This is a genomic window from Streptomyces sp. NRRL WC-3742 (assembly GCF_000720635.1).
In the GTDB taxonomy this organism is placed as follows: domain Bacteria; phylum Actinomycetota; class Actinomycetes; order Streptomycetales; family Streptomycetaceae; genus Kitasatospora.
This window is the reverse complement of the sequence record NZ_JOCF01000044.1, coordinates 24,183-47,551: the sequence shown is the minus strand read 5'-3', so window position 1 is coordinate 47,551 and position 23,369 is coordinate 24,183. Positions and strand designations below refer to the sequence as shown.

27 protein-coding genes are annotated in these 23,369 nt (G+C 72.3%); 14 read left to right on the top strand and 13 right to left on the bottom strand.

The features are described 5' to 3' along the window. Positions 1-2 precede the first annotated feature (2 nt). The 3 genes from IH61_RS0123750 to IH61_RS0123740 all read left to right on the top strand — a co-directional run bounded on the left by IH61_RS0123750 (position 3) and on the right by IH61_RS0123740 (position 1,538). Positions 3-206 (top strand): DUF397 domain-containing protein, encoded by a 204-nt coding sequence (locus tag IH61_RS0123750; protein WP_031073097.1) that lies wholly within the window; start codon positions 3-5, stop codon positions 204-206. 134 nt (positions 207-340) lie between these two features. Beyond that, positions 341-1,222: a GNAT family N-acetyltransferase gene (locus tag IH61_RS0123745; protein ID WP_031073095.1), complete on the top strand. Its 882-nt coding sequence runs from the start codon at positions 341-343 to the stop codon at positions 1,220-1,222. Positions 1,223-1,331: 109 nt separating this feature from the next. Next, positions 1,332-1,538: a DUF397 domain-containing protein gene (locus IH61_RS0123740; RefSeq protein ID WP_031073094.1), complete on the top strand. Its 207-nt coding sequence runs from the start codon at positions 1,332-1,334 to the stop codon at positions 1,536-1,538. On the opposite strand, the gene IH61_RS0123735 is transcribed toward IH61_RS0123740, so the two are convergent. Both IH61_RS0123735 and IH61_RS0123730 read right to left on the bottom strand, forming a co-directional pair. Then, positions 1,535-2,077 carry an MOSC domain-containing protein gene (locus IH61_RS0123735; protein WP_031073090.1) on the bottom strand — a complete coding sequence of 181 codons (543 nt, stop codon included), beginning with the start codon at positions 2,075-2,077 and terminating at the stop codon, positions 1,535-1,537. The genes IH61_RS0123740 and IH61_RS0123735 overlap by 4 nt on opposite strands. A gap of 124 nt (positions 2,078-2,201) precedes the next feature. Next, positions 2,202-3,374, bottom strand: a complete 1,173-nt coding sequence (locus IH61_RS0123730) for an alpha/beta hydrolase family protein (protein ID WP_031073087.1) — start codon at positions 3,372-3,374, stop codon at positions 2,202-2,204. A gap of 253 nt (positions 3,375-3,627) precedes the next feature. Between IH61_RS0123730 and IH61_RS0123725 the strand changes: the two genes are divergently transcribed. Then, complete coding sequence (locus tag IH61_RS0123725) at positions 3,628-4,047, top strand: cold-shock protein (RefSeq protein ID WP_031073085.1); 420 nt, start codon at positions 3,628-3,630, stop codon at positions 4,045-4,047. A gap of 61 nt (positions 4,048-4,108) precedes the next feature. After that, entirely contained in the window at positions 4,109-4,897 is a 789-nt protein-coding gene (locus tag IH61_RS0123720) for a hypothetical protein (protein WP_158845223.1), read from the top strand. Between the two features lie 51 nt (positions 4,898-4,948). On the opposite strand, the gene IH61_RS0123715 is transcribed toward IH61_RS0123720, so the two are convergent. The 4 genes from IH61_RS0123715 to IH61_RS0123700 all read right to left on the bottom strand — a co-directional run bounded on the left by IH61_RS0123715 (position 4,949) and on the right by IH61_RS0123700 (position 8,956). After that, the gene (locus IH61_RS0123715; protein WP_199823370.1) at positions 4,949-6,298 is read right to left on the bottom strand and encodes a histidine-type phosphatase; all 1,350 of its coding nucleotides are present in this window, start codon (positions 6,296-6,298) and stop codon (positions 4,949-4,951) included. 131 nt (positions 6,299-6,429) lie between these two features. Further along, on the bottom strand, positions 6,430-7,203 hold the full coding sequence (locus IH61_RS0123710) for a hypothetical protein (RefSeq protein WP_158845220.1): 774 nt from the start codon (positions 7,201-7,203) through the stop codon (positions 6,430-6,432). A gap of 32 nt (positions 7,204-7,235) precedes the next feature. After that, positions 7,236-8,642 (bottom strand): class I SAM-dependent methyltransferase, encoded by a 1,407-nt coding sequence (locus tag IH61_RS0123705; RefSeq protein ID WP_031073077.1) that lies wholly within the window; start codon positions 8,640-8,642, stop codon positions 7,236-7,238. Beyond that, complete coding sequence (locus IH61_RS0123700; protein WP_031073075.1) at positions 8,642-8,956, bottom strand: hypothetical protein; 315 nt, start codon at positions 8,954-8,956, stop codon at positions 8,642-8,644. Before IH61_RS0123700 ends, IH61_RS0123705 begins: the two co-directional genes overlap by 1 nt. Before the next feature lie 184 nt (positions 8,957-9,140). Between IH61_RS0123700 and IH61_RS0123695 the strand changes: the two genes are divergently transcribed. From IH61_RS0123695 to IH61_RS0123680, 4 genes are all read left to right on the top strand, one after another. Continuing rightward, positions 9,141-10,952, top strand: a complete 1,812-nt coding sequence (locus IH61_RS0123695; protein WP_031073074.1) for a CocE/NonD family hydrolase — start codon at positions 9,141-9,143, stop codon at positions 10,950-10,952. A gap of 164 nt (positions 10,953-11,116) precedes the next feature. Further along, positions 11,117-12,145, top strand: a complete 1,029-nt coding sequence (locus tag IH61_RS0123690; protein WP_031073072.1) for a phosphotransferase family protein — start codon at positions 11,117-11,119, stop codon at positions 12,143-12,145. After that, entirely contained in the window at positions 12,145-13,356 is a 1,212-nt protein-coding gene (locus IH61_RS0123685) for an acyl-CoA dehydrogenase family protein (protein WP_031073071.1), read from the top strand. The genes IH61_RS0123690 and IH61_RS0123685 overlap by 1 nt, the downstream gene beginning before the upstream one ends. A 185-nt stretch (positions 13,357-13,541) precedes the next feature. Further along, positions 13,542-14,834 (top strand): alpha/beta hydrolase family protein, encoded by a 1,293-nt coding sequence (locus tag IH61_RS0123680; RefSeq protein WP_031073069.1) that lies wholly within the window; start codon positions 13,542-13,544, stop codon positions 14,832-14,834. On the opposite strand, the gene IH61_RS0123675 is transcribed toward IH61_RS0123680, so the two are convergent. Beyond that, positions 14,822-15,241 (bottom strand): DUF3291 domain-containing protein, encoded by a 420-nt coding sequence (locus tag IH61_RS0123675; protein WP_031073068.1) that lies wholly within the window; start codon positions 15,239-15,241, stop codon positions 14,822-14,824. The genes IH61_RS0123680 and IH61_RS0123675 overlap by 13 nt on opposite strands. Before the next feature lie 161 nt (positions 15,242-15,402). Here IH61_RS0123675 and IH61_RS0123670 point away from each other — a divergent pair, with 161 nt between their 5' ends. Continuing rightward, positions 15,403-16,020, top strand: coding sequence for a MerR family transcriptional regulator (locus IH61_RS0123670; protein ID WP_420713996.1), 618 nt, complete (start codon positions 15,403-15,405; stop codon positions 16,018-16,020). Between the two features lie 44 nt (positions 16,021-16,064). On the opposite strand, the gene IH61_RS0123665 is transcribed toward IH61_RS0123670, so the two are convergent. Beyond that, a complete protein-coding gene (locus tag IH61_RS0123665; protein ID WP_031073064.1) occupies positions 16,065-17,003 on the bottom strand; it encodes an ADP-ribosylglycohydrolase family protein in 939 nt (312 codons plus the stop codon). A gap of 160 nt (positions 17,004-17,163) precedes the next feature. Between IH61_RS0123665 and IH61_RS0123660 the strand changes: the two genes are divergently transcribed. From IH61_RS0123660 to IH61_RS0123650, 3 genes are read left to right on the top strand one after another with little or no spacing between them, the layout of a single operon-like run. Then, the gene (locus IH61_RS0123660) at positions 17,164-17,760 is read left to right on the top strand and encodes a TetR/AcrR family transcriptional regulator (protein ID WP_031073062.1); all 597 of its coding nucleotides are present in this window, start codon (positions 17,164-17,166) and stop codon (positions 17,758-17,760) included. Further along, positions 17,757-18,101 carry a nuclear transport factor 2 family protein gene (locus IH61_RS0123655; protein ID WP_031073059.1) on the top strand — a complete coding sequence of 115 codons (345 nt, stop codon included), beginning with the start codon at positions 17,757-17,759 and terminating at the stop codon, positions 18,099-18,101. The genes IH61_RS0123660 and IH61_RS0123655 overlap by 4 nt, the downstream gene beginning before the upstream one ends. After that, positions 18,098-18,409: a TfoX/Sxy family protein gene (locus IH61_RS0123650; protein ID WP_031073057.1), complete on the top strand. Its 312-nt coding sequence runs from the start codon at positions 18,098-18,100 to the stop codon at positions 18,407-18,409. Before IH61_RS0123655 ends, IH61_RS0123650 begins: the two co-directional genes overlap by 4 nt. A gap of 39 nt (positions 18,410-18,448) precedes the next feature. Here the strand turns inward: IH61_RS0123650 and IH61_RS0123645 are convergent, their stop codons facing one another. Genes IH61_RS0123645 through IH61_RS0123635 form a run of 3 tightly spaced genes read right to left on the bottom strand, consistent with a single transcriptional unit; the run spans position 18,449 to position 20,957 of the window. Further along, positions 18,449-19,423 (bottom strand): NADPH:quinone oxidoreductase family protein, encoded by a 975-nt coding sequence (locus IH61_RS0123645; RefSeq protein ID WP_031073055.1) that lies wholly within the window; start codon positions 19,421-19,423, stop codon positions 18,449-18,451. Continuing rightward, positions 19,420-20,202 (bottom strand): SDR family NAD(P)-dependent oxidoreductase, encoded by a 783-nt coding sequence (locus IH61_RS0123640; protein ID WP_031073054.1) that lies wholly within the window; start codon positions 20,200-20,202, stop codon positions 19,420-19,422. The genes IH61_RS0123645 and IH61_RS0123640 overlap by 4 nt, the downstream gene beginning before the upstream one ends. Beyond that, positions 20,199-20,957: an SDR family oxidoreductase gene (locus tag IH61_RS0123635; protein WP_037973268.1), complete on the bottom strand. Its 759-nt coding sequence runs from the start codon at positions 20,955-20,957 to the stop codon at positions 20,199-20,201. The genes IH61_RS0123640 and IH61_RS0123635 overlap by 4 nt, the downstream gene beginning before the upstream one ends. 156 nt (positions 20,958-21,113) lie before the next feature. On the opposite strand from IH61_RS0123635, the gene IH61_RS0123630 reads away from it, so the two are divergent. Beyond that, the gene (locus IH61_RS0123630) at positions 21,114-21,737 is read left to right on the top strand and encodes a TetR/AcrR family transcriptional regulator (protein ID WP_031073050.1); all 624 of its coding nucleotides are present in this window, start codon (positions 21,114-21,116) and stop codon (positions 21,735-21,737) included. A 28-nt stretch (positions 21,738-21,765) separates the two neighbouring features. Here the strand turns inward: IH61_RS0123630 and IH61_RS0123625 are convergent, their stop codons facing one another. Together IH61_RS0123625 and IH61_RS0123620 are read right to left on the bottom strand one after the other, a co-directional pair. Further along, a complete protein-coding gene (locus IH61_RS0123625) occupies positions 21,766-22,551 on the bottom strand; it encodes an alpha/beta fold hydrolase (RefSeq protein WP_051837776.1) in 786 nt (261 codons plus the stop codon). Positions 22,552-22,627: 76 nt separating this feature from the next. After that, complete coding sequence (locus tag IH61_RS0123620) at positions 22,628-23,251, bottom strand: LysE family transporter (RefSeq protein WP_031073046.1); 624 nt, start codon at positions 23,249-23,251, stop codon at positions 22,628-22,630. Positions 23,252-23,369: the final 118 nt, after the last annotated feature.

Below are 23,369 nucleotides of genomic sequence, written 5' to 3'. Positions count from 1 at the left end.
CTATGGTCAGCCCAGATATGTCCCGAGCTTCGTGGTTCAAGTCGTCGCACTCCGACAACGGTGGTACATGTGTGGAGGTCTCGCCGGACTTCCCTGGCCTCGTCCCCGTCCGCGACTCGAAGGACCCCGAGGGGCCGGTCCTGTTCTTCCCTGCCGGAGCCTGGGCGTCCTTCGTTGCTGCGACCGTTTCCGGTGAGTTCGGTTAACCCTTTGCCGAGGAGGCGAGGGGCCAGTTAAGTTCTCCCGGTCGTCGACGAGGAGGTGTGGAGCACATGCGCAGGAGTGCCCAGCAGTTGAGTCCGCGTATAGACCTCTGCCACCTCCTCACGACGGAGACACCTTGTCATCCCGCATCACCCCACTGATCGACCCCGTCCACGGCCCGAACAGCCGACGTCTCGCATGGCTGGCGTCCGACTCCGACTCCATCCCTGTCGGAACCGCCTTCCTCCGTCTGTTCAACAGCCCCGGACAGGACCACCTGGCCGAACTGACCCTCGGTGTCCATCCCGCGGAACGCCGTCGACACGTCGGCTCCCAGCTCCTCGACGCCGCCGTCTCCGCCGCCCGGGCCGACGCCCGACGCTGCGTCATCGCCCAGGCCGAGGCCGGATCGCCGGGCGACCACTTCCTCCCGGCCCGCGGTTTCCGGAAGGTCCTCTCCTTGACCTACTCCCGTCTGCCGCTCGCCGACACGGACACCGCCACCCTCGCCCGCATCATCGACCGTCCACACCCCGGCTACCGGCTGACGTCATGGCACGGAACCGTGCCCGGCGACCTTGCCGAGACGTTCGCCGCCTCGCGGCGCGCCATGGACGACATGCCCATGGACGACACCGACTACGGCACGGTGGCCTGGGACGTGGACCGCGTCCGCGCCGCGGCGAAGGCTGTCGAACAGCGTGGCGACCACCTCCACACCGTCGTTGCCGTCGACGCCTCCGACGGCTCGATCGCCGGGTTCACCGAGCTTGTCGTCCCCGGCAACGGCAGAGGTGACGGCCAGCACTACGGCACCGGCGTGTTGCCCGAGCACCGTGGACACGGCCTCGGTCGATGGATGAAGGCCGAGTCGATCCGGCACGCCCACAAGCGCTATCCGGAGCTCGGCGGCCTCCTGACCGACACCGCCGACAGCAACACGCACATGCGACAGATCAACGACGGCCTCGGCTACACGCCCACGCACACGACACACCAGTACCAAATCGACCTTTAGCAACCGACGGACGGGCCGGATCTGGACCTCACCGCCTCCGGCCCATCCATGCATTCGATATATGGTCCAGTCGGCTGCCCGCTGCGGGCACACGGACCGAGGAGGCTCGATGGCTGTTGATCTGGTTGGCGCTCGCTGGACGAAGAGCAGCTACAGCGGCAATGGTGGTAACTGCGTCGAGGTGGCGCCGGGCCATTCCGGCGCGCTGCCCGTCCGTGACTCGAAGGACCCCGAGGGGCCCGTCCTGACCTTCTCCGCGAAGGCGTGGCGTTCCTTCCTGGCCGCGACCGCCGCCGGGGAGTTCGACCTCCTCTAAACCATGTCCAGGGGCCGGTGCGGCTCGGCGGGCAGTTCCACCGTGATCGTGTCGCCGGGCCGCACCTCGCCACCCATCAGCACGACACTCATGACTCCGGCCTTCCGGACGATCTTCCCCTCCTCGTCGCGGAAGACGAGCTTCTTCAACAGCCCGTCCTGGAAGTTGTCGATCTGCGCACACGGATTGCGCAGGCCCGTGACCTCCACCACGGCCTCGCTGCCTATCCGCAGCAGCGTCCCGACGGGCAGTCCCAGCAGATCGACGCCGCTCGTGGTGATGTTCTCCCCAAGGTCGCCCGCCGCCACCTCGAACCCCGCCTCACCGACCTCGGCGAAGAGCTCCTCGTGCATCAGGTGCACCTGCCGCAGGTTCAGCACGGTCGGGTCCCTCTTGACCCGAGAGCGGTGCTTGACCGTCACCCCGGCGTGAACATCCCCCTCCACCCCGAGCCCCGCGAGCAGCACGATGCTCTCCCGGTTGGGCTTGGTGAACGAGTACTCGCCGTTGCTGCTGACCGCCGTGACCGTCCCACTCATGCCGCGGACCTCCCTCTTTCGATCGCGATGAACATTCGCGAGCCTAGAGGATGCGCCGTGGCCAGTTCGCCGCCCTCGGCGAACTGACCACGGCCATCGCCGCCCTCGTCTTTGAAGACGATCTCTATGACTGGAAGAGGACCTCCGGGTTGTCCGGCGTGGGGCCGTCCAGCAGCGGACTACAGATCCCCTTCAGCGTCTGGTCGAAGAACGCCGTCACGTACTCGCGGGTGATCTCCACGCCGCGTGCCGGGGAGAGAGGCGGCGCCGGGAAGCCGGCCTGCTGCTCGAGCAGGTCCACGTCGGTGAAGCTGGCGTGGTTGGCGCCGGTGACCGCCATCCACTTCTTGTAGCCGCCGAGGGCGTCCCATGCCTTCCCCCAGTCGCCGGCACTGTCGGTCGGGAGGTTATCGGCCCCATCCATCATGAGGAACGGCCGGTTGATCTGGCCGGGCGTCGGGGCCGGATGGAAGGTGCCGTCCAGGTTCACTCCGGCCTGTACGCGCGGGTCGGCGATCATCGTGGTGGCGGCCGACGATCCGCCGATGGAGTGTCCGGCCATGCCGATCTCGTGCTTGTCGATGAGGTGTGCCAGGCGCCACGCGGTGTTGCCGTGCGTCAACTGGTCGATCACGAAGGACATGTCCAATGCGCGGCTGGCGGTGACCGTGTCCATGTTGAGCGTCAGGTCGTCGCAGATCGCGCACGGCGGCGTCCGGCCGTCCGCCAGTGTCTCGCCGCCGTCCTCGTGGGTGGGGCCGACGAGCGCGACGACGTAGCCGTGACTGGCCAGCTCGGTCGCGAGCGAGGTGAGCACCACGCGCGGGTCCCCGAATCCGGGGGAGAGGACCACCAGCGGGTACTTGCCCCGCTGTGGCCGTGCGCCGTCGAAGGCGTGGGTGGTGACGCCGGAGAGGGTCTGCGGGGTGATGCCGAAGCTCGCCGGTATCTTCGCCTTCTGGATGTGTCCGGCTGCCTCGGCGAGGGTCATGTAGGGGGCGGGAGTTCCGGTCCCGGGGACGGCCGGGTAGATCATCGTGACGGCCAGTTGGCGGGGGCCGGAGGCCGGTACCCATGGGTCGGGGCGGTTCGTATCGGTGAGGTGGATGATCTCCTCGCCGGCAGCGTAGGGGCCGGTCGGGGCGGGGAGCACGCCTTGGAAGGCCCGCGCGGGCGCGGTGGCCGTGGCCGGTGCGGCCACCGGTGTGGGAGTGGCGGCGAATCCGGCGCCGGTTCCGGTGACGAGGGCGGCGAGCGCCAGGGCCGCGACAGCGCTGATACGGCGGTTGCGTTTCATGGCGTCGAAACTAGGTTCCGCCGCTCCGTGCCGAATCAACCCACGGTCCGGCGTCGTTCGTAGCCCCCGCGAGCTACCGGAGTACCGGAGTCATACGCCGGGACTATGTCGTGCGGCGCGGGGTTCCCCTCGCCGGCATTGTCGTGCGGCGCTCGGGACGGCTCGGTCTCGGCCGCCGACCGGGGTTGTTACGATCCTGCGCAGGTCGACGGGCGTGGTGCCCGGCGTTGCAGAGGTGTGGGGGTTGGTGGGGATGGCTGTTGGTCGGGTGGTCCGGTTCGACGGTATGCGCGGTTACGGGTTCATCGCGCCGGAGCACGGCGGGGAGGACGTCTTCCTGCACGTGAACGATCTGCTCATCCCCGAGTCGTCCATCCAGTCCGGACTCATGGTGGAGTTCGAGATCGAGGACGGCGACCGCGGGCTGAAGGCGTCCCGGGTCCGGCTCACGGAGCAGCAGGCCCGGTCGGCCCAGCCCGCAGCCGCCCCGTCCGTCCTGTCCGTCGGGGACGGGCAGGAGCCGATGTGCGACGTGCTCAGCTCGGCCGAGTACACCCGGGAGGTGACCGAGCTCCTGCTGACCACCGTCCCGGAGCTGACGGGACGGCAGATCCTGGCCGTGCGCGCCCAGTTCGTCCTGTTCGGCAAGCGGAACGGCTGGGTCGAGGACTGACCGGGGCCGAACGGCCCCCGGTTCCCCAGGCGTCGGAGGCGACCGCTAGGGTTCTGAGCCCGTGACCAAGGGTGAATCCAATGACGGAACGTGGGCCGACTTCGTCCGGGAGTTCGAGCAGAAGAGCGCGGCAGCGGCGGCGAGTTCGAGCGGTCAACCGGAACCGGCGGCGCAACCGCGCTCGCGGCGTCGCATCCTGATGCCGCTGGCCGCCGCGCTGCTGGTGGTCGCGGGGGTGTCGGCGTACACGCTGACGAAGGCGGACCCGGATCCGGCGCCGGTGGCCGCGCCCGCGCCGACCGTCTCGGCGCAGCCTGCGGTGGCGGCACCGGCGAGCAACTCGCCGTCCGAGAAGGCCCTTTCGGGCGTTCCGGCCTCCGCGATACCGCTGTCCGTCTTCCCGGCGCAGGTGGAGGGCTACACGCTGCTCTCCGGTGTGACGCACCCGAGTTGTACGGGCGCGGAGAGCGTGGGGCCGTCCCTGGCCGGGCTGATCACGCAGGGGCAGGGCTGCGTGGGCGTCGACTTCGCGCTGTACCGGGACGCCGAGGGCAACCAGTACAACCTGGCGCTGTTCACCATGAAGGACCAGATGGACAGCGTCCACATCATCAACGTGCTGGCCGTGCACCCCGAGTCCTACCAGGCCGGCGTCCAGGTGCCGGCCAAGGACTCGGGCCTCCAAGTGCTGCCCGAGAAGAGCCCGTTCGTCGAGGGCTTTTCCTCCTACGGGCACGGCATGCTGCTCGGCAAGGGCCAGTGGTCGGACGGGCGGGGCACGGACTTCGACAAACTGCAGGGCAAGCTCACGGCGTTGACCGACGCCGTGATGAAGAACGTCCCCGCCTGACGACCGGACCGGCTCCCCGCTCCAGGCGGCGGGGAGCCGGAACCGGCACGGTCAGCTGTGCGGCAGGCAGTGCTCGAGCTCGTCGAGCTCGTAGAAGTAGCTGTTCTTGGCGACGGGCTTGCAGGACGCCGTGAACGCCGTCTCCTTCTCGTTGTAGAGCATCCGCACGAGATAGGTCGCCGGATGCCCCTCGGAGGGCGAGTCGGCGAACAGGTCCCACTGGATGTTCGCGGCCATCGGCGAGACCTCCGCGCCGCGCCACGGGTTGTTGCCGTACGTGTAGGGCTCGCCGGACGCGGCGGGCTCGGTGCTGCCGGGCAGGCCCATGAGGGCGGCGAGGGGTTCGATCTCCTCGGCGTGGGTGAAGCGCAGGACGGCGCCGTTGGGGCTGGTGCCGCTCGCCCTGGCACTGGCCTGGGCGAGCAGGTCGTCGAGGAGGACGCCGGCCATCCTGTAGGTGATCGTGCGTCCGCTGAAGGCGGGGCCCTTCTGGTAGAACTCCTCGGCGTCGTCGAGGTAGGCGAACCACTGGGCGTCGCGGCGCGTCAGGTACGGGGCGAGGTCGACGTCGGGGGCTTCGACGGCCAGGTCGGGGGCGGCGCTGTAGAGCTGGTACAGCGCGCGGGCGAAGGCGACCTGGTCCGCGTCGGGGAGCGCGGCCGCGTACTCGTCCTGGAAGAGGCGCCCGACGACGTGGTGCGCCGCCTCGGTGGTGCGGGGGTCCTCTTCGATCCCGGCGAGGACGGCGGCGAGGTCAGGGTCGTTCTTCAGGTACGCCTGGTAGTCGGCGTTCTTCGGCTGCTTGTGGAAGTACAGCAGGTCCTTGTCGGTGACGGGCGCCTTGATCAGCCCGGCCAGCGCCGGATCACCCGCCGCCAGACCGCCCGTGAACGCGTCGGCGCTCGCCACCGCACGCGGCACGCCGGAGGTCTCCACGGCGATCGGCTCGTGCCGGGCGGCGATGTCCGCGAACAGGCCCGGCAGGCGCTGCTCCATGCGCAGCGCGGTCTGCCGGTGCTCGTCGGCGCCTCGGGCGGACAGGTTGCCGTAGCCGAGCTTGGAGGCGGCGGCCAGCAGGGACTGCACCTGGGGGGCCAGTTCCTCGCCGAGGTCGGTGAGCGCGTCCCGGTCCTGCGCCTTGTGGAGGGCGGCGAGCACCGCGTCGCCGTCCTCGCTGCTGGTCATGGCGCGGGAGCCGTGGCGGGCGACGTTCTCCGTGAAGACCGGAGCGAAGCCCTTCGGCGCCTTCTCGTAGTGGCCGGGCCTGCCCTGCGGGGCGTACGGGGTCTTGGTGCCGTAGAGGTCGCGCCCGGTGTGCGCGGAGGCGGTGCCTGCGGTGAACACCACACCTGCGGCGAGGGCGACGGCCATGGCGGCGGACAGGGGGGCGGTTCGCTTCACGGCGATCCTTCGGGTCGGGTGGGGCTACCGGCTGGTAGCTGCGCTTCGCGCAAGGTGGCACGGCGGGGGGAAGCCGCGCCGACGGTGTGTCATGGCCGGGGTGAAGAACCGCTGAACGTCAACCGCTGTCGTCACCGGCCGTCGTACGCGACCACCACGCCGCCCATCGCGCGGGCGACCTGGTCGGCGAGGGCGTAGTCGCACAGGTTGACCGTCCAGTTGGCCGCCGTCACGAGCGAGGCCGGGACGCCGGGGTGCGAGATCTCGATGCGCAGCGCCTTGTCCCGGGCCGCGTCGTCCGGATGCAGTTGCAGGGTGGCGCAGTTGGGGGTGCGGCCGAGCTTGGCGCCGGTCGTGCAGGTCAGCCGCCCGCCGCCGGTGTCCTTCCGGTCGGTGCAACCGGCCGCGCCGTCGAGCGCGTCCGCCAGCTGCTGGACGGTGGCGAAGCGGGGGGAGGCGGGGATCGCGGGGAGCGAGTACGAGGGGACGGCGAGCTCCTTGCCGGGCAGCACGACGCCGTCGAGGGCCTTGGCGACCTGGGGCGCGTACGCGGGGTTGCGTACGTAGACGTACCACCGCCCGGCGGCGACGAGGGTCTGGCCCTCGCCGCGCCGGTGGTCGACGGAGGTGCCGATCTCGTCGAGGGTCACACTCGGTCCGAAGGCGCTGATCTCGTTCTCGAAGGAGACGCCGTCGACCACCGCCGTGCAGTCGGCGTCGGAACTCCCGTTCTGGCGGTTGTTGCTGAGCGTGACCGAGCAGGGGATGCCGCCCCGCCCGAGCGCGGCCACCAGCTCGCTCGCCGTGCCGTACGCGGAACTCGAGGGCACCTCGGAGGGCAGGGGCACCGGCGGTGGCGGGCCTCCGCTGCAAGCGGACAGCGAGGCCAGGGCCACCGTCGTCACCAGACACCACCGCGCCCGGCGAGCGAACCCGTTCACTGCGCCGGGGGAGCCGGTGCCGGGCCCGGGCGCGGAGCCGGAACCGTGGGCGCGGGCTTCACTGGGGACTCCGGGGTCGGCGTCGGCGGAAACTGCGCCCGGTCGGGCGGCAGCGGCCCGGTCCCGTACGTGCTGGAGGAGACACCGGCGCCGGTGTACAGCGGGTTGAGGTCCACCTTGCGATCGTACGGAGTCTGCGCGGCGAGGGTGTCGAGGGCCTTCCGGCGCTCGTTCTCCGGCAGCCCGTTCCACGCGTCCGCGTCGCGGAGCGACTGCTGCAGCCGGTCCCAGTTCTCCGCCCGGGCCTTGATCGCGGCCCCGCGCTGCGAACTGTCGTCGCCGTACCTGGCGTTGGAGTCGCGCACCTGATCGGTGTCGGCCGCGTACAGCATGAACAGCTCCTTGTCGGTCGTGGCGCCGTGCGGGTTCTTCTGGAGCTGCTTCATGTAGTAGGCGCTGAGCCGGACGTCCTCGTTGGGGTTCTCCTCGATGTACTTGGCGAGTTGGGAGTCGCTGAGGCCGCTCAGACCGGGGAAGGCGGTGCCGTTCTCCCCGATGACGCCGCGGGCCGTCGCCAGCTTCATGTGCGTGATCCCCAGCGACTTGTCCGGCTTGAACGTCTCCTCGCTCGCCCAGTTCGCCCGCCGCCCCGCCGCCGTGAGCGGGCCGTCCAGGTTGGGCTCGTAGTTCTGGTACCACTGCTGTTCCTGCCACATGATGGCGAGGATCAGGTCGACGCTCATGCCGGTCTCCGCCGACGCCCTGCGCGCGGCCTCGATCTGCGCGGGCGAGACGTTGATCCCGTGCAGGCCGGGCGCGCCGCCCTGGAGGCGCAGGGCGACGGCGAGGGCGCCGTTGCCGTCGCCGCTGAGCAGCTCGCGTACGGCCTTCGGGTCCTGGACGTTCACCAGGCCCGCCAGCGTGCGCAGTTCGTCGGCGGCTGCCGCGTCCGCGGCGGTGGCGGCCTGCAGCGTGGAGACGATCGTGCTCTGGGCCTGCTTCATGACGTCCCGGAGGGCGGCGGCGGCTTCGGGTGTCTGGGCGACCGGGTCGGTGGAGACGGAGCCGTCCTGGTTCACCTTCAGCTGGTTGCGGCTGGCGTAGTCGAGCGCGCTGTGCAGCGTCAACTGGCTCGTCTCGATGGCCTTGGCGAGCCCGTCGTACGTCCGGGCGATGGCGCGCATGACCATCGCCGCGGCCTCGTAGGACTCGGCGTGGCGGGCGAAGCGCGCACGGGCGGAGTCGCCGGCGGGGCTGGTCCACGCGCCGGCGAGGGTGCGGGCGGTCTCGTCGCGGGCGACGGAGGCGACGTGTTCGCAGTGCTTGGCGGTGTTGGCGGCGTCATCGCCCGCGTGGTGCCAGAGCTGGGGATTGGCCTTGGTGAGGGCGTCGACGGTGAGCATCAGGCGCCCTTCAGCCAGGTGGCGTCCTCGGTGAGGGAGTCGGCGACCGCACGGTCGGTGGTGACGTAGCTGTTGGCGGAGGAGGCCAGTGCCTTCGCCGCCGCCTCGACGTCGTTCGCCTCCTGGCGGAGCCGCTCCTGCCACGCCTTGACGCAGCCGGTGCTCGCCGTCGACGCCTTCCATCCCGGGTGGCCGGTCCCGGCCGCCTCGGCGTCCTTCAGCAGCATGCCCTGGCGGCTGCTCTCGCTGGTCGCGTGGACGTCGGACGCCGCCTTCGCGACGGTAGCGGCGTCGATGCGCGTGCCGTATCCCATCGTGATCCCTCCCCCTGTACCGATCTTCAGGCCGTTCCCAAGGTTTCACCGCCGGAAACGTTCGTCCTCCACTCATTCGAGTGTGACAGACCGGCAGTTTGTTTCAACGTCCGGGCCCCGGTCCATGATCCGCCCGTACGGCGCCCTCCGGGGCGCTCGAGCTTTCCAGGGAAGGGCAGTTCGTATGACTACGCAAGGCGGAGAACCGACCCCCGCGGTCACCGAGGCGACGCTCGCCGACATCGCCGCGCACGGCATCTGGCGCGACGGGACCCTCGACGTCAACCCGTCGGTGCTCGCCGTCGCCCGGGCGCTGCTCGCGGCCGTCCAGGGCGGGGCGGCACCGGCCGCCGGACTCCCGGACGAGCTGCGGGAGTTGGTGGCCCGGGTGCTGGGGCAGGCCGGGGTCACCTTCCCGCGCATTCGCGTGACGGGGGAGGTGAGCCTCTCCGGGTTCGCGATCAGGCAGCAGACCTCGGAGCCGCGCCCGGTGGTGATCGTGCCCGCGGGCTGGAACCCGTACGGCTGGCTGCCGTTCATGGTCGGGTACCTCTCGCTGGCGGCGCGCGGCTACCACGTGCTGGCGTACACCCCGCGCGGGTTCGGCGCGCCGGGCGAGATCTACTCCTCCAACGGGCTCATCGACGTCGCCGGGCCGGTCGACTGGTCGGACGGATCGGCCGTGATCGACCACGCGGAGGGGCTGTTCGCGCCGAGCAGGATCGGCTTCATGGGCCTGTCCTACGGCTCCGGGATCAGCCAACTCGTCGCCGCGCACGACGAGAAGAACCGCGTCGCCGCCGTCGCCGCCCTGGCCACCTGGGGCAATCTGGCCACCAGCCTCTACGACAACGGCACCCGGCACGTGAAGGCCGTGGAACTGCTGATCGCCTTCACTGGGGCCGAACCGGGCAAGGAGGAGGAGAGGTTCGACGAGGACACGTGGCGCCTCCTCCAGAACTTCCTGAAGGGGCAGGAGATGCAGGAGGTGGTGGACTGGGGCGCCGAGCGCTCCCCGGAGACCTACGTCGACGTCACCAACTCCCGTGAAATCCCCACCTTCTACGCCAGCACCTGGCACGAGAGCCTCTTCCCGCCCGCCGAGGCGATCGCCACCTTCGAGAAGCTCACCGTGCCCAAGCACCTGAACCTGTGGATCGGCGACCACGGCGCCCCGGAGGGCCTCGCCATCACCGGGTACCCGAGCGGCGCGCCCTTCATCGGCGCCCTCACGCCGATGCTGGAGGCGTACGCCTGGCTCGACCACCACCTGTTCGACAAGCCCAACGGGGTGCCGGAGTGGCCGGTGGTCAACAGCCAGGTCATGTTCACCTACAAGACCGTCCCGGCCATCGGCGGCGGCCGGCAGATCACCGCCCCGGCGCGGCGCGAGCCGCTCGGCTCCTGGGCGGAGGCCACCACCGGCACCGAGCTGTGGTACCTGAGCGGCACCAACGGGAGCGGCGCCCTGTCCGACAAGCCGTCCTCGGGCTGGAGCCGCGAGTTCACCGCCGGATGGACGACGAAGGCCACGGCGATGGACGCGATCATGACGACCGGGCAGCAGGAGTGGTTCGGCAGCCCCAAGAGCTACGACCTGGACGGCTTCGAGTCCGACCGGCTGCTGGTCTGGTCCACCGAGGCGCTGTCGGGCGGGCGCCGCATCCGGGGAGCCGCCGACCTCCGGCTCTCCGTCGGCGTCAGCGCGGGAGACACCGCGACACTCGTCGCCTACCTCTTCGACGTCGCCCCGGACGGCTCGGCCCGGATCATCACCCACGAGCCGCTCACCGTCACGGGCCTGAGCGCCGGTACGGCCGACACGGTCGGCTGGACGCTGCAGCCCGTCGCCTACGACCTGGCCGACGGCCACCGCCTCGCCCTGGTCGTGAACAGCCGCGACCAGCTCTACGCCTTCACCGGTACGGAGGGGAGCACCACGACCATCACCTCCCCGATCGCGCAGGAGGCCGTCCTGGAACTGCCCCTCGGCTGAGCGAAGGCCGAGCGACGGCTGAGCGACAGCCGGTCTCTCGCGCCGTGGGGCCGCCCCGAGCAGGACGGGGCGGCCCCACGGCCGTGTATTGACAGGGGGCGGCCTGCGGCTGAATGCTAAGCAAGCGCTTAGTCAACGACGCCCCACGTCCGAGGAGCCGCCCGATGACCGACACACCCGCCGACCCGCCCGGCCTGGACCTCGATCTGCTGCGCCCGTTCCTGGCGCGGGAACTGCCCGGGGGAGTGCGGGGCGAGCTGCGGGCGGAGCTGATCGAGGGCGGGCGGTCGAACCTCACCTACGTGCTCACGGATGACGCGAGCCGCTGGGTGCTCCGGCGCCCGCCGCTCGGGCACGTGCTCGCCACCGCCCACGACATGGGCCGCGAGTACCGCGTCATGACGGCGCTCGGCGGCACGGACGTGCCCGTCCCGCGCACGCTGCTGATCGACCCCGGCACGGACGTGCTCGGCGCGCCCTGGTACCTCATGGAGTTCGTCACCGGCATCGCCCACCGCGAGGTCGCCCCCCTCGCCGCCCTCGGCGAGGAGCGCGTCCACGCCCTCGGCCTGCGGCTGGTCGAGACCCTCGCCGCCCTGCACCGGATCGACCCGGCCGCCGTCGGCCTGGCCGACTTCGGACGCCCGGACGGGTACCTGGAGCGCCAGCTGCGCCGCTGGTCGAAGCAGCTCGAAGCCTCCCGCAGCCGCGAACTGCCCGAGGTGGACCGGCTGCACGCCCTGCTCGCCGAGCGGCTGCCCGTCTCGCCGGCGCCCGCCCTCGTCCACGGGGACTACCGGCTGGACAACGTCCTGGTGGGCGGGGACGACGAGATCGCCGCCGTCCTCGACTGGGAGATGTCCACCCTCGGCGACCCGCTCACCGACGTCGGCCTGTTGGTGATGTACACCGAACTCGCCGGTGTCGGCGGCGGCATCATCCCCTACGCCGCGACGGCCCCAGGCTTCCCGAAGGCGGACGAAATCGTCGCGTACTACGCCCGGTTGACGGGCCGTCAGGCCGCCGACCTGGACTGGTACGTCGCCTTCGCCTCCTTCAAGCTCGCCGTCGTCGCCGAGGGCATCCACTTCCGCTTCCAGCAGGGCCGCACCCTGGGCGCCGGCTTCGAGCGCGCGGCCGAGATGCCCCCGATCCTCGCCCGGCACGGCCTCAGCACCCTCAAGGAGCACTGATGGACTTCGCCTACGACGCCCGCACCACCGAACTGCGCGAGCAACTCCTCGCGTTCATGGACGAGTTCGTGTACCCCGCCGAGCCCGTCCTCGCCGAGCAGCTCGCCGACCCGGCCCGCGAGCCCTGGTCCGTCCCGCCCGTCGTCGCCGACCTCCGGGCCGAGGCCCGCAAGCGGCACCTGTGGAACCTCTTCCTCCCCGGTGAACAGGGCGCGGGCCTCACCAACCTCCAGTACGCCCCGCTCGCCGAGATCACCGGACGCAGCCCCCAACTCGCCCCGCCCGCCCTGAACTGCGCCGCCCCCGACACCGGGAACATGGAGCTGCTCGCCCAGTTCGGCACCCCCGAGCAGCACGAGCGGTGGCTGCGGCCGCTGTTGGAGGCAGAGATCCGCTCCGCCTTCGCGATGACCGAGCCGGAGGTCGCCTCCTCCGACGCGACCAACGTCGAGACCCGGATCGTTCGCGACGGCGACGACTACGTCATCAACGGCCGCAAGTTCTACATCACCGGCGCGATGAACCCCGACTGCAAGCTGATCATCGTCATGGGCAAGACCGACCCGTCGGCCGAAGCCCACCGCCAGCAGAGCATGGTGCTCGTCCCGCGCGACACCCCCGGCCTCACCGTCAAGCGCGGCATGACGGTCTTCGGCTACGACGACGCCGACCACGGCGGCCACGCCGAACTCCTCTTCGAGGACGTCCGCGTCCCCGCCGCCAACCTGGTCGGCGAGGAGGGCGGCGGCTTCGCCATCGCCCAGGCCCGCCTCGGCCCCGGCCGCATCCACCACTGCATGCGCGCCATCGGCATCGCCGAACGCGCCCTGGAGGCGATGTGCCGCCGGGCGAACGAGCGGGTGGCCTTCGGCCGGCCCCTCGCCGCGCAGGGGGTGATCCAGGACTGGGTGGCCGAATCCCGGGTCAGGATCGAGCAGTTGCGGCTGCTGGTGCTCAAGACGGCCTGGCTGATGGACACCGTCGGCAACCGGGGCGCGCACACCGAGATCCAGGCGATCAAGATCGCCACCCCGCGCACCGTCGAGTGGATCCTCGACAAGGCCGTCCAGGCCCACGGCGCCGCCGGCGTCAGCCAGGACACCCCGCTCGCCCACCTCTGGGCGGGCATGCGCACCCTGCGCCTCGCGGACGGCCCGGACGAGGTGCACAAGCGCTCCCTCGCCCGCCGGGAGCTGCGGAAGTACCAGTAGCGAGTACGCCCGTACGGCTGTACGTCCGTCTGGTTGTACGTCCGTCTGGCTATCTGTCCGTAGTCCTGTCATACCGGGGTATCCATCGGCGAGTTGGCCCCCCGGTATGACGGCCGTGCCCCCGCCCCGCCCGTACCGTCTCACCCGTACCGACAACGGGGTGACGAGCGCAAAGGGGACGGACGATGGGCACGCGGGGACGGGCGGTGGCGACGGTGGTACTGGCGGCAGCGGTGGTGCTCGGGGCGGCGGGGGCGCCCGGCGCGGTGGCGGCTCCGGCGGCCCAGGCCGCCCCGGCACGGGGGGCGGTCGACAAGCAGGCGAGGGCGGCACTTCCGGCGCCCACCGGCCCGTACGCGGTCGGCACCACCAGCGTGCACCTGGTCGACCGGGACCGGGAGGACCCGTGGAAGCCCGGGCGGCCCCGTGAGCTGATGATCAGCCTGTGGTACCCGACCAGCCGCCCGGCGCTCGGCGACGACCGCGCGCCGTACATGACCCCCGGGGCGGCGGCGCACTTCGGCAGCGCCGGAAGCGTCGGCCAGCGCAACTACGGCTTCGAGCCCGGCCGCACCGACTGGTCGAACGTGCGCACCCATGCCCGGGCCGACGCGCCCGCCCTGCCCGGCCGGGCCAGGCCCGTGGTGCTGTACTCGGCGGGCCTGGGGGACCCGCGCACCTGGGGTACGGGCCTGGTCGAGGACCTGGCCTCGCGCGGTTACGTGGTGGTGACCGTCGACCACACCTGGGAGGCGTCCGAAGTCTCCCTCCCCAGCGGTGAGCTGGCCGCCTCGGTGTTCCCGGAGCTGGAGAAGCCGGACCTCGACATCGGCGCGCTGCTGCGCAAGATGCTCGCCACCCGGGTCGCCGACACCAGGTTCGTCCTCGACGAGCTGGCGCACCTCAAGCACTCCCGCACCCTGCCGCCCGGCGTCGGCGCCGCCCTCGACCTGGACCGGATCGCCACGGTCGGCCACTCCGGCGGCGGCTCCGCCGCCCTCCAGGTGATGCACGACGACCCCAGGATCGCCGCCGCCGTCAACATGGACGGGCAACTGCACTTCCCCGGCCCCGACGGCAGGACCGGCGTCTTCCTCACCGACGTCGCCGAGAAGGGCCTGGACCGGCCGTTCCTGCTGCTCGGCACCCGCAACGGCGACTCCGGCCCCTACGGGCAGCAGCCCGGCTGGGACGCCCTGTGGCGCCACAGCACCGGCTGGCACGCCGACTTCACCCTCGACGGCTCCCGCCACGGCTCGTACACCGACGCCGAGTCCCTGCTGCCGCAGCTCGCCGGCCAGGGCGCGATCGGCACGCAGGCGGTACGCGAAGCCGTCGGGGACATCCGGTCCGACCGGGCGGTGCTCGCCACCCGGACGTACGTCGCCAGCTTCCTCGACCGCTGGTTGCGCGGCCATGACGACCACCTGCTGGACGGGCCCTCGGCGAGGTTCCCGGAGATGGTCTACGAGCCCTGACCAGGGGCCTTGCCGGCCTGGCGCTGCTCCTCGATCCGGCGCTGCGCGTCGGGCCAGGCGATGGGCAGCCGGTCGACGGGGGCTTGCCAGAACGTGAAGGTGGACTCCTTGGTGGTGCTGCGCAGCCCGGTCATCACGGTGCGGTGGGGCTCGGCGGCGGCGAAGGCGTTCAGGGCCTCGCGGCTCTCCCAGGCGGACAGGGTGTAGAAGGTCCGCTTCAGGGGCCGGGCGACCAGCGAGGCGCCGACGACGCCGGGCGTGCTGTGCAGCTGCTTCCAGACGGCCATGGCCTTGAGGAAGAAGCGCGGTACGTCGGCGAGGGAACGGACCTCGAAGCGGGAGGCCATCACGACGGCCTCGGTGCCGGGGGTGGTCGGGTTCGGGGTGATCCAGGGCAGGGTGGGCATGGCTGTACTCCTCGTCGACGCCTGGTCGGCGGACGGACGACACTGGATAGTGCCGCTATCTATGTTAGACAGTGCTGGTATCCAGACGCCAGTCGCGCGTCCGACCGAGGACCGGACCGAGGACCGGACCGCGAGCCAGGAGGAACCGAGCAGCCGTGCGCATGTCCGAGCTGAGCCGCCGCAGCGGAGTCCCGACCGCGACCATCAAGTACTACCTGCGGGAGGGCCTGCTGCCCCCCGGCCGGGCCATCGCCACCACCCAGGCCGAGTACGACGAGACCCACCTGCGCCGCCTCGGCCTGGTCCGCGCCCTCATCGGCATGCGCGGCCTCAGCGTCAGCGCCACCAAGGAGGTCCTCGGCGGCATCGCCGCCCACGAGGGCGAACAGCACCAGGTGCTCGGCATCGTCCTCGGCGCCCGCCCCGCCGACGAGGACGCCGAACCCGCCCCCGAACCCGCACCCGGCGCCGCCGAGGTCGACGCGCTGCTCGCCGAACTCGGCTGGGAGGTCTCCGAACACGCCCCCGCCCGCGCCGTCCTCGGTGAAGCCCTCGAGACTCTGCGCTCCCTCGGCGAGGAGATCGCCCACCCGGCCCTCCTCGGCTACGCCGCCGCCGCCGCCCAACTCGCCGCCATCGACCTCGACCAACTCGACCCGGCGGCCGACCCGCTCGCCCAGGCGGAGAGCGCCCTGGTGCGCACCGTCCTGCTCGAGCCGGCCCTGCTGGCGCTGCGGCGACTGGCCCAGGAGAACGAGTCGGTGAAGCGCAACTCCTGACCGATCATCCGATTCATCCGACTCGCTATCCGTCGACCGACTCGTCATCCGTCGGCCGACTCCTCGGCCAGCTCGCCGACCCAGTCGGGCAGGGGCTCGCGCAGGTAGAGCCAGTCGCCGGGTACTTCCGCCAGTCCTGTGCGGGAGGCGACCACGCCGCCCGTGATCGCGCAGGTGGTGTCCACATCGCCAAGGCCCTCGGCGGTGGTCCACAGGGCGTCGGTGAGGCTGTCCAGGTGGTGTGCGGCCGACCAGAGGGCGAACGGCACGGTGTCGGCCGCCGAGATCCGCTGCCCGTTCCCGAGCAGGTCCGCCGCCCGCCACGGCTCGGTGTCGCCGGGCACCTCGGCCGCCCGCCGCAGCCCGTCCCGGACGCGGCCGGGTGCGGTGAGGTCGGCCACCTGGGCGAGCAACTCGCCGCCCTCCGGCTCCGGTTGCGCCCGCCCGCGCGCGGCCAGCGCCGCCGCGAGGGCCACGGCCACCGCGCCGGCGATCGCCTCCGGGTGGGCGTGGGTGACCTCCGCCGAGAGCGCGGCCTGTTCGGCGACCTCCTCCAGGTCGCCGCAGAACCAGGCACCCAACGGCGCGACTCGCATCGCGGCGCCGTTGCCCAGGCTCCCCTGCCCGTCGAACAGCGCCCGCGCGCGGGCGCGCCAACTCCCCGGCTCCTCCGCGAGCTCGGGCAGCAGCAGGTGCATCCCGTGCCCGTACCCCCGGGCGGAGTCCCTCACGTAGGACCTGCCGAACGCCTCGGCCAGCCGCTCCTGGTGCACCGCGTCGTACGTGGCGATCACCCCGAAGACGGACAGTGCCATCGCGGTGTCGTCCGTCCAGTGCCACACGGCCTCGACGGGCACCCGCCGCGCCCTGATCTCCCGGAACGCCTTCTGCGGCGACCGGAACAACGGGAACCACCGCTCCCCGAACCCGTCCCCCAGAGCCAAACCTTCCAACGAGTCCCGAGCAGCGGCGAGCGGTGTCATGCGGGCATCCTGACAGCCCCCGCCTCATGCCCGCACCCGGGTTTCGGTCTCCCTCGGCCTCTCCCTGGGCCGTTGTCGCCGGGCCTGCCCCGAGCTTGATCAGGAGCGTCGCGCAGGCGTGCTATTTTTGTGAGCAACCGTTCAACTACGGAGGTGCCGGGTGGGCCGCAGACAGCTCTGGGACCAGGCAGAGGTCCTGGCCTCCGCCATGCGACTGTTCCGCCACCGGGGCTACCTCGGGGCATCGGTGCGGGACATCGAGGAGGCGACCGGGCTGCACCCGGGCAGCCTGTACCGGGTCTTCGAGAGCAAGGACGGCCTGTTCCGCGCCGCCCTGGACGCCTACAACGACCAGGTGGTGCGGGGTCGGGTCCAGGCCCATCTCCTGGAACCGACAGACCCCGTGGCGGGTATCAGGTCGTTCTTCACCTCGGCGTTCGAGACGGGCCTCGATCCCGATCCGGGCTGTCTGCTCACCAACACCGCGGTGGAGTCCTTCACCGTTCCGCAGGCCGCCGCCGGAGTGCGCCGAGGGCTGGACGTGATCGAGTCCGGCTTCGCCGACGCCCTGACACGCGCCCGCGCGCTGGGCCTGCTGTCGGCGGACCTGGACGTCGAGGTGTCGGCGGCCCGGCTGCTGGCGCTCTACCAGGGCCTGCTCGTGCTGGTCAGAGCCGGCACGCCCCGCACGAAACTGCACACCGTCACCGATGGCGCGATGGCGTCGATCGGCTCCGCGAAAGAGGGACAGCGATGAGTGACTCACAGCAGCTCTGGACGGACTACGCCGCGTGCTGGTCGGCCGACCCCGGCGAGCGGCTCGCCGCCCTCCGCACGGTGGCGGTCGAGGACGTCGCCTACCGGGACCCGGGCACGGAGGTGGGCGGGCTGACCGAGCTGGCCGCCTACATGGCCGGATTCGCCGAAGCCTTCCCCGGTCACCGGTTCCGCATCGACGAGGTGCTCGAGCACCACGACCGGTCGCTCGCGCGGTGGACCCAGCTCGGCGAGCAGGACGAACCCGCCGTGGCGGGTGTCAGCACCGCACTCCACCGCGACGGCCGGCTCGCCGACATCACCGGGTTCTTCCCGGCGTGAGCGGATCCCGCAGCCTCGCCGAGTACGTCGCCGATCAACTGGCGCCGCTCGGCGAGGTCACCCTCCACCGCTACTTCGGTGGCTGGGCACTGCGCTGCCACGGCATCCAGTTCGCGATCGTCATGGACACCCTCTACCTCCGCGTCGACGGCGAGGCCCGCTCCTCGTACGAGAGTGCCGGGTCCACGCCGTTCACCTACCACGCCGCGGGCCGTACGGTCGTGGTGCACGCCTACTACAGTGCCCCGGCGCAGGCGATCGACGACCGGACCGAGCTGTGCGCCCTGGCCCGCGCGGCACTCGCCTGACCGGCCGGCCCCCGACCGCCGGGTGTCGGCGGAGAGTGCCTACCGGTCGGTGAGGACGACGAGGCGGCCGGTGGAGCGGCCGTCCGCGACCCGCTGGACCGCCTCGGCGGCGTCGGCGAGCGGGAGTCGGGCGCTGACCAGGGGGCGGACGACGCCCGTCTCGGCGAGTTCGGTCAGCTTCTCGTGGGCGGCGTGGACGGCGTGGGGGTCGCGGGTGTTGTAGAGGCCCCAGTGGAGGCCCAGGATGGAGTAGTTCTTGACGAGTGCGTGGTTGAGGGCGGGGGCCGGGATCTGGCCGGCGGCGAAGCCGACGACCACGATGCGGCCCTCGAAGGCGACGCACTTCGTGGAGCCGGTGTAGGCGTCGCCGCCGACCGGGTCGAAGACCACGTCCGCGCCGTGGCCGTCCGTCGCCTGCTTGACGGCGGTGACGAAGTCCTCGGTCCTGCGGTCCACCACCAGGTCGGCGCCGAGCGCGCGGGCGGCATCGGCCTTCTCCGGTCCGCCGACGACGGCGATCACCCGCGCCCCGGCCGCCCGGCCGAGCTGGACGGCCGCGCTGCCGACCCCGCCGGCGGCGGCGTGCACCAGCAGTGTCTCGCCCGGTTGCAGCCGGGCGCGGCGGTGGAGGGCGAACCAGGCCGTCTGGTAGCCGATGTGCAGTGCCGCCGCCTCGGCGTCGTCCAGCGCCGGGGGAGCGGGGAACGCGGTGGCGGCGTCCAGGAGCGCGTACTCGGCGAAGGCTCCGTGCGGCAGGACCGGGGTGCCGATGAGGCGTTCGCCGCCGCGGGGGCCGGCGGCGACCTCGCCGCACAGTTCCACGCCGGGGGTGAACGGCAGGGGCGGGCGCACCTGGTAGTGGCCGCGCAGCATCAGCGCGTCGGGGAAGTTGACGGCGGCTGCGCGGACGCGGACGAGCAACTGCCCGGGGCCGGGCTCCGGTTGGGGAGTGTCGTCGGCCAGCCGCATGACCTCGGCGGGCTCGCCGAGCCGGTGTGCCTGCCAGGCCCTCACAGTGCGCCGCCCTTCTCCAGGCCCTGCTGCAGTCGGTTCATGCCGGCCAGCCAGCGGTCCGGGTCGACGGCCCGTACGCGCTGGTACTCGGCGACCTCGGGGTGGGGCAGGATCAGGAACCGCTCCTCCAGGATTCCGGCGAGCGCGGCCTCCGCGACCTCCTCCGGCGAGATCGCGCCGGGTGCGAGGAGCGCCTCGCCGACGGCGCCGGTGGAGGCGAGGAGGTCGGTGCGCACGCCCTGCGGGCAGAGCGCGTGGACGCGCAGGCCCCGGTGGCGGTAGGTCGCGGAGAGCCACTCGGCGAAGGCGAGTGCGCCGTGCTTGGTGACGGCGTAGGGGGCCGAGCCGAGCATGGTGAGCAGTCCGGCGGCGGAGACGGTGGACAGGTACCGGCCTTCGCCGCGTTCGAGCCAGCGGGGGAGGAGGAGTTCGGCGGCGCGGACGTGGGCGAGGACGTTGACCTCCCAGGCGCTCGCCCACACCGAGGGCGGGGCGTCGGCCCCGCCGGCCGGGGCGACGCCCGCGTTGGCGCACCAGAGGTCGATCTCGCCGAGGTCGGCGCGGGCCCGGTCGACGAGGGCGGCCAGGCCCTCGGCGGTGGCGGCGTCGCCGGGAACCGCGGTGCCTCCGCAGGCGGAGGCGACGGCGTGCGCGGCCTCCGCGTCCAGGTCGTTGACCACGACGCGGGCTCCGGCGGCGGCGAAGGCGCGGGCGAGGGCGGCGCCGATGCCGCGACCGGCGCCGGTCACCACCACGCCCTGGTCCGCGAACCCGGTCACAGTCCGCCGCCGAGGGTGATCCCGCCGTCCAGGACGACGGTCTGGCCGGTGACCCAGCCCGCGTCCTCGGAGAGCAGGAAGGCGACGGCGCCCGCCACGTCCGACGGCAGGCCGAGGCGCCCCAGCGGGTACGCGGCGGCGACCTTCTCCTCGCGGCCCTCGTACAGGGCCTCGGCGAACTTCGTCTTCACCACGGCCGGGGCGACGGCGTTGACCCGGATGCCCTGCGGGCCCAGTTCGGCGGCGAGTTCGGTGGTCAGCCGGATCAGGGCGGCCTTGCTGACGCCGTACATGCCGATCCCGAGCGAGGAGCGGATGCCCGCGACGGAGGCCACGTTGACGATCGAGCCGCCGTGCTCGCCCATCCACGCGGCGTGGACGCGGCGGGTCCAGGCCAGCGGGGCGAGGACGTTGACGGCGAGGATCTTGGCGGCCGCGTCCTCGTCGGTGGTGAGGATCGGGCCGTAGACCGGGTTGATGCCGGTGTTGTTCACCAGGTGGTCGAGGCGCCCGAACGCCTCCAGGGTGCGGGCGACGGCCTCCTCCTGGTGGGCCGGGTCGTCGGCCTTGCCCGCGACGGCGATCGCGCACTCCGGTCCGCCGAGGTCCCGTACGGCCTCGGCGAGCGGCTCGGGGTTGCGGGCGGTCAGGCACACCTTCCCTCCCCGGGCGACCAGCTCGCGGGCGATGCCGAGGCCGATGCCCCGGCTCGATCCGGTGACGACGGCCACCCGGCCCTTGAAGGAGTGCACCACGGAGGGTCCTGCCTTTCGCGCGTGGAGGGGGGAACGGCCACCCGTTCGAGGGTGACTAAGCGCTTGCTCAGCATGGTGTCGGTGAGGGAACCTGTCAACAGCCCCCGGGTGAGCAGAGGGGGAACGCCTGTACGAGTCTTCTGGGAGGATGGCGCCATGACCAGCACGCCGATCGCCGACCTCTGGCCCACCCTCTCCGGTGGTGCCGACGCCCGCCCCGAGGCCGCGCACCGGCTGCTCCAGGCCGCCGTCGAGTCCTTCGCCGAACGCGGCTTCCACGCCACCACCACCCGCGACATCGCCACCGCCGCCGGAATGAGCCCGGCGGCGCTCTACATCCACTACCAGTCCAAGGCCGCCCTGCTCGCCGAGATCAGCCAGGCCGGCCACGCCGCCACCCTCTCCCTGGTCCGGGCGGCGGCCTCCGCCGAGGGCGGCCCGGCGGAGCGGATGCGGCACCTGGTCGAGCAGTTCACCGCCTGGCACGCCCGGGCCCGCACGGTCGGCCGGGTGGTCAACTACGAGCTGCACGCGCTGCCCGAGGACGCGTACGCGGTCGTCGCGGCGCTGCGCCTCGACATCGAGCGCGAGGTCAGCGGCCTGATCGAGGAGGGCGCGGCCTCGGGCGCCTTCCAGGTCGCCGAGGTGCGCACGGCGGCGAGAGCCGTGACGTCCCTGGGCATCGACGTCTCCCGCTGGTACACCGACCGCTCCAGCGAGACCCCGGAGGAACTCGGCCGCCGCTACGGCGAGTTGGTGCTCCGCATGCTCGGCGCCTAGGCCGTGCGCCCCAGGGTACGGACGGCCCTCAGGCGGTGAGGAAGCGGGCGATGCGGTCACCCCAGGTGCGGATGTCGGCCGACCCGGTGGCGATGTGCAGTTCGGCGTTCGGGAGGAGCTCCGCGAGCTGTTCGGCGCTGGAGCGCGGGTGGCCGGGGTCGTCGGCGAGGGCGAGGATCAGGGTGGGGTGGGGGAGTTCGGCGATGCGTTCGCGCGGGGGGAGGTTGGAGGCGGCGAGGCCCTCGAAGAGGGCGGGCAGCAGGTCGAGGTGGGCGCCGACGGTGCGGGCGGGGAACGGGAGGTCGGCCAGCGAGGGCGGGACGGGGCCGGAGCCCACCTGGGAGACGAACGCCTCGGCGCCCTGTTCCCGTACGAGTTCGGCGGTCTCGCGGTAGTAGTCCGCGGAGCCGGACCTGGCCTCCCAGACGGTCGGCGGGATGACGAGCACGAGGCGGTCGAAGAGCGCCGGGTCGCCGACGGCCGCGTGCAGCACGGTGGCGACGCCGAGGGAGGCGCCCATGCCCGTCACCGGGCGGCGGCCGTCCAGGTGTCCGAGGATCTCGACGAGGTCGGCGGCGAAGTGCTCCCAGGTCAGCTCCTCGGGGACGGGCCGGCCGCCGGAGGCGCCGTGGGCGCGGGCGTCGTAGCGGACGAAACGGCGCCCGGGCAGGTTCCTGACGCCGTCCCAGCCGAGCAGGCCCCAGTCGTCCTCGACCTCGCGGCTCAGGAGCGCGCCGTGGGCGTAGACGGCGAGCGGGCCGTCGCCGTGGTCCTCGTAGTCGATGAGGGTGCCGTCGTTCAGGGTGAGTTTCATGATCGCCGCAACCGGGTGCCCCGCGCTTTCATTCCGGGTGCCCCGAGGAATCCAACTGGTGGGACGGGCGCCGGAGTCAGGCCAGTGCGTCGAGCAGCAGCCGCAGGGCCAGCCAGCCGACCAGCGCCGCCGAGGCGAGCGCGGTGGCCAGGCGGCCGCGGGGGCCGGTGAGGGTGCGGCCGAGCAGGGCGCCGCCGCCGGCGAGGAGGAGTTGCCAGCCGGCGGAGGCGGCGAAGGCGGCGGCGACGAAGACGAGCCGGGAGAGGGCGTCGTCCGCCCGGGTGCCGTCGGCGAGGATCAGCGCGGCGAAGTACAGGACGGTGAGCGGGTTGAGCAGTGTGATGCCGAGCAGGGTGAGGTAGGCGCGCGCCGCGGAGGGCGGCGGCCGCCGCTCCAGCGGTCCGGCCGTGCGCAGGGCGGTGAGGGCGGTGAGGGCGGTCCGGGCGGCGAGCGCGAGGAGCACGACGGCGGCGCCGAGCCGCAGCGGCCGGGCGACGGGCGTCAGCAGCGGCGCGAGGCCCGTACCGCCGAGGACGGCGAGCAGGGCGTAGAGCCCGTCGGCGGTGGCGACGCCGAGGGCGGCGCAGGCGCCGGTGCGCAGGGAGGTGCGGGCGGTGAGGGAGACCAGGTACGCGCCGACGGCGCCGACCGGGACGGCCACGCCGAACCCGGCGAGCAGCCCGGCGAGGAGGGCTCTCACGAGGTGGGCCTGGGGAGGGTCATGCGCCCCGATGGTGGCCCTCGAACCACAGGGGTGGCAAGGGGATATCGGCGGGGTCGCGGTAGCGTGAGGCTTCAGCCGCCGAGGAGGAGTGTGT

Coding starts and splice junctions, on each gene's coding strand:
- IH61_RS0123750 (WP_031073097.1), top strand. CDS start 3: ATGGTCAGCCCAGATATGTCCCGAGCTTCGTGGTTCAAGTCGTCGCAC.
- IH61_RS0123740 (WP_031073094.1), top strand. CDS start 1,332: ATGGCTGTTGATCTGGTTGGCGCTCGCTGGACGAAGAGCAGCTACAGC.
- IH61_RS0123735 (WP_031073090.1), bottom strand. CDS start 2,077: ATGAGTGGGACGGTCACGGCGGTCAGCAGCAACGGCGAGTACTCGTTC.
- IH61_RS0123730 (WP_031073087.1), bottom strand. CDS start 3,374: ATGAAACGCAACCGCCGTATCAGCGCTGTCGCGGCCCTGGCGCTCGCC.
- IH61_RS0123725 (WP_031073085.1), top strand. CDS start 3,628: ATGGCTGTTGGTCGGGTGGTCCGGTTCGACGGTATGCGCGGTTACGGG.
- IH61_RS0123705 (WP_031073077.1), bottom strand. CDS start 8,642: ATGCTCACCGTCGACGCCCTCACCAAGGCCAATCCCCAGCTCTGGCAC.
- IH61_RS0123700 (WP_031073075.1), bottom strand. CDS start 8,956: ATGGGATACGGCACGCGCATCGACGCCGCTACCGTCGCGAAGGCGGCG.
- IH61_RS0123695 (WP_031073074.1), top strand. CDS start 9,141: ATGACTACGCAAGGCGGAGAACCGACCCCCGCGGTCACCGAGGCGACG.
- IH61_RS0123690 (WP_031073072.1), top strand. CDS start 11,117: ATGACCGACACACCCGCCGACCCGCCCGGCCTGGACCTCGATCTGCTG.
- IH61_RS0123685 (WP_031073071.1), top strand. CDS start 12,145: ATGGACTTCGCCTACGACGCCCGCACCACCGAACTGCGCGAGCAACTC.
- IH61_RS0123680 (WP_031073069.1), top strand. CDS start 13,542: ATGGGCACGCGGGGACGGGCGGTGGCGACGGTGGTACTGGCGGCAGCG.
- IH61_RS0123675 (WP_031073068.1), bottom strand. CDS start 15,241: ATGCCCACCCTGCCCTGGATCACCCCGAACCCGACCACCCCCGGCACC.
- IH61_RS0123670 (WP_420713996.1), top strand. CDS start 15,403: ATGTCCGAGCTGAGCCGCCGCAGCGGAGTCCCGACCGCGACCATCAAG.
- IH61_RS0123665 (WP_031073064.1), bottom strand. CDS start 17,003: ATGACACCGCTCGCCGCTGCTCGGGACTCGTTGGAAGGTTTGGCTCTG.
- IH61_RS0123655 (WP_031073059.1), top strand. CDS start 17,757: ATGAGTGACTCACAGCAGCTCTGGACGGACTACGCCGCGTGCTGGTCG.
- IH61_RS0123630 (WP_031073050.1), top strand. CDS start 21,114: ATGACCAGCACGCCGATCGCCGACCTCTGGCCCACCCTCTCCGGTGGT.
- IH61_RS0123625 (WP_051837776.1), bottom strand. CDS start 22,551: ATGAAACTCACCCTGAACGACGGCACCCTCATCGACTACGAGGACCAC.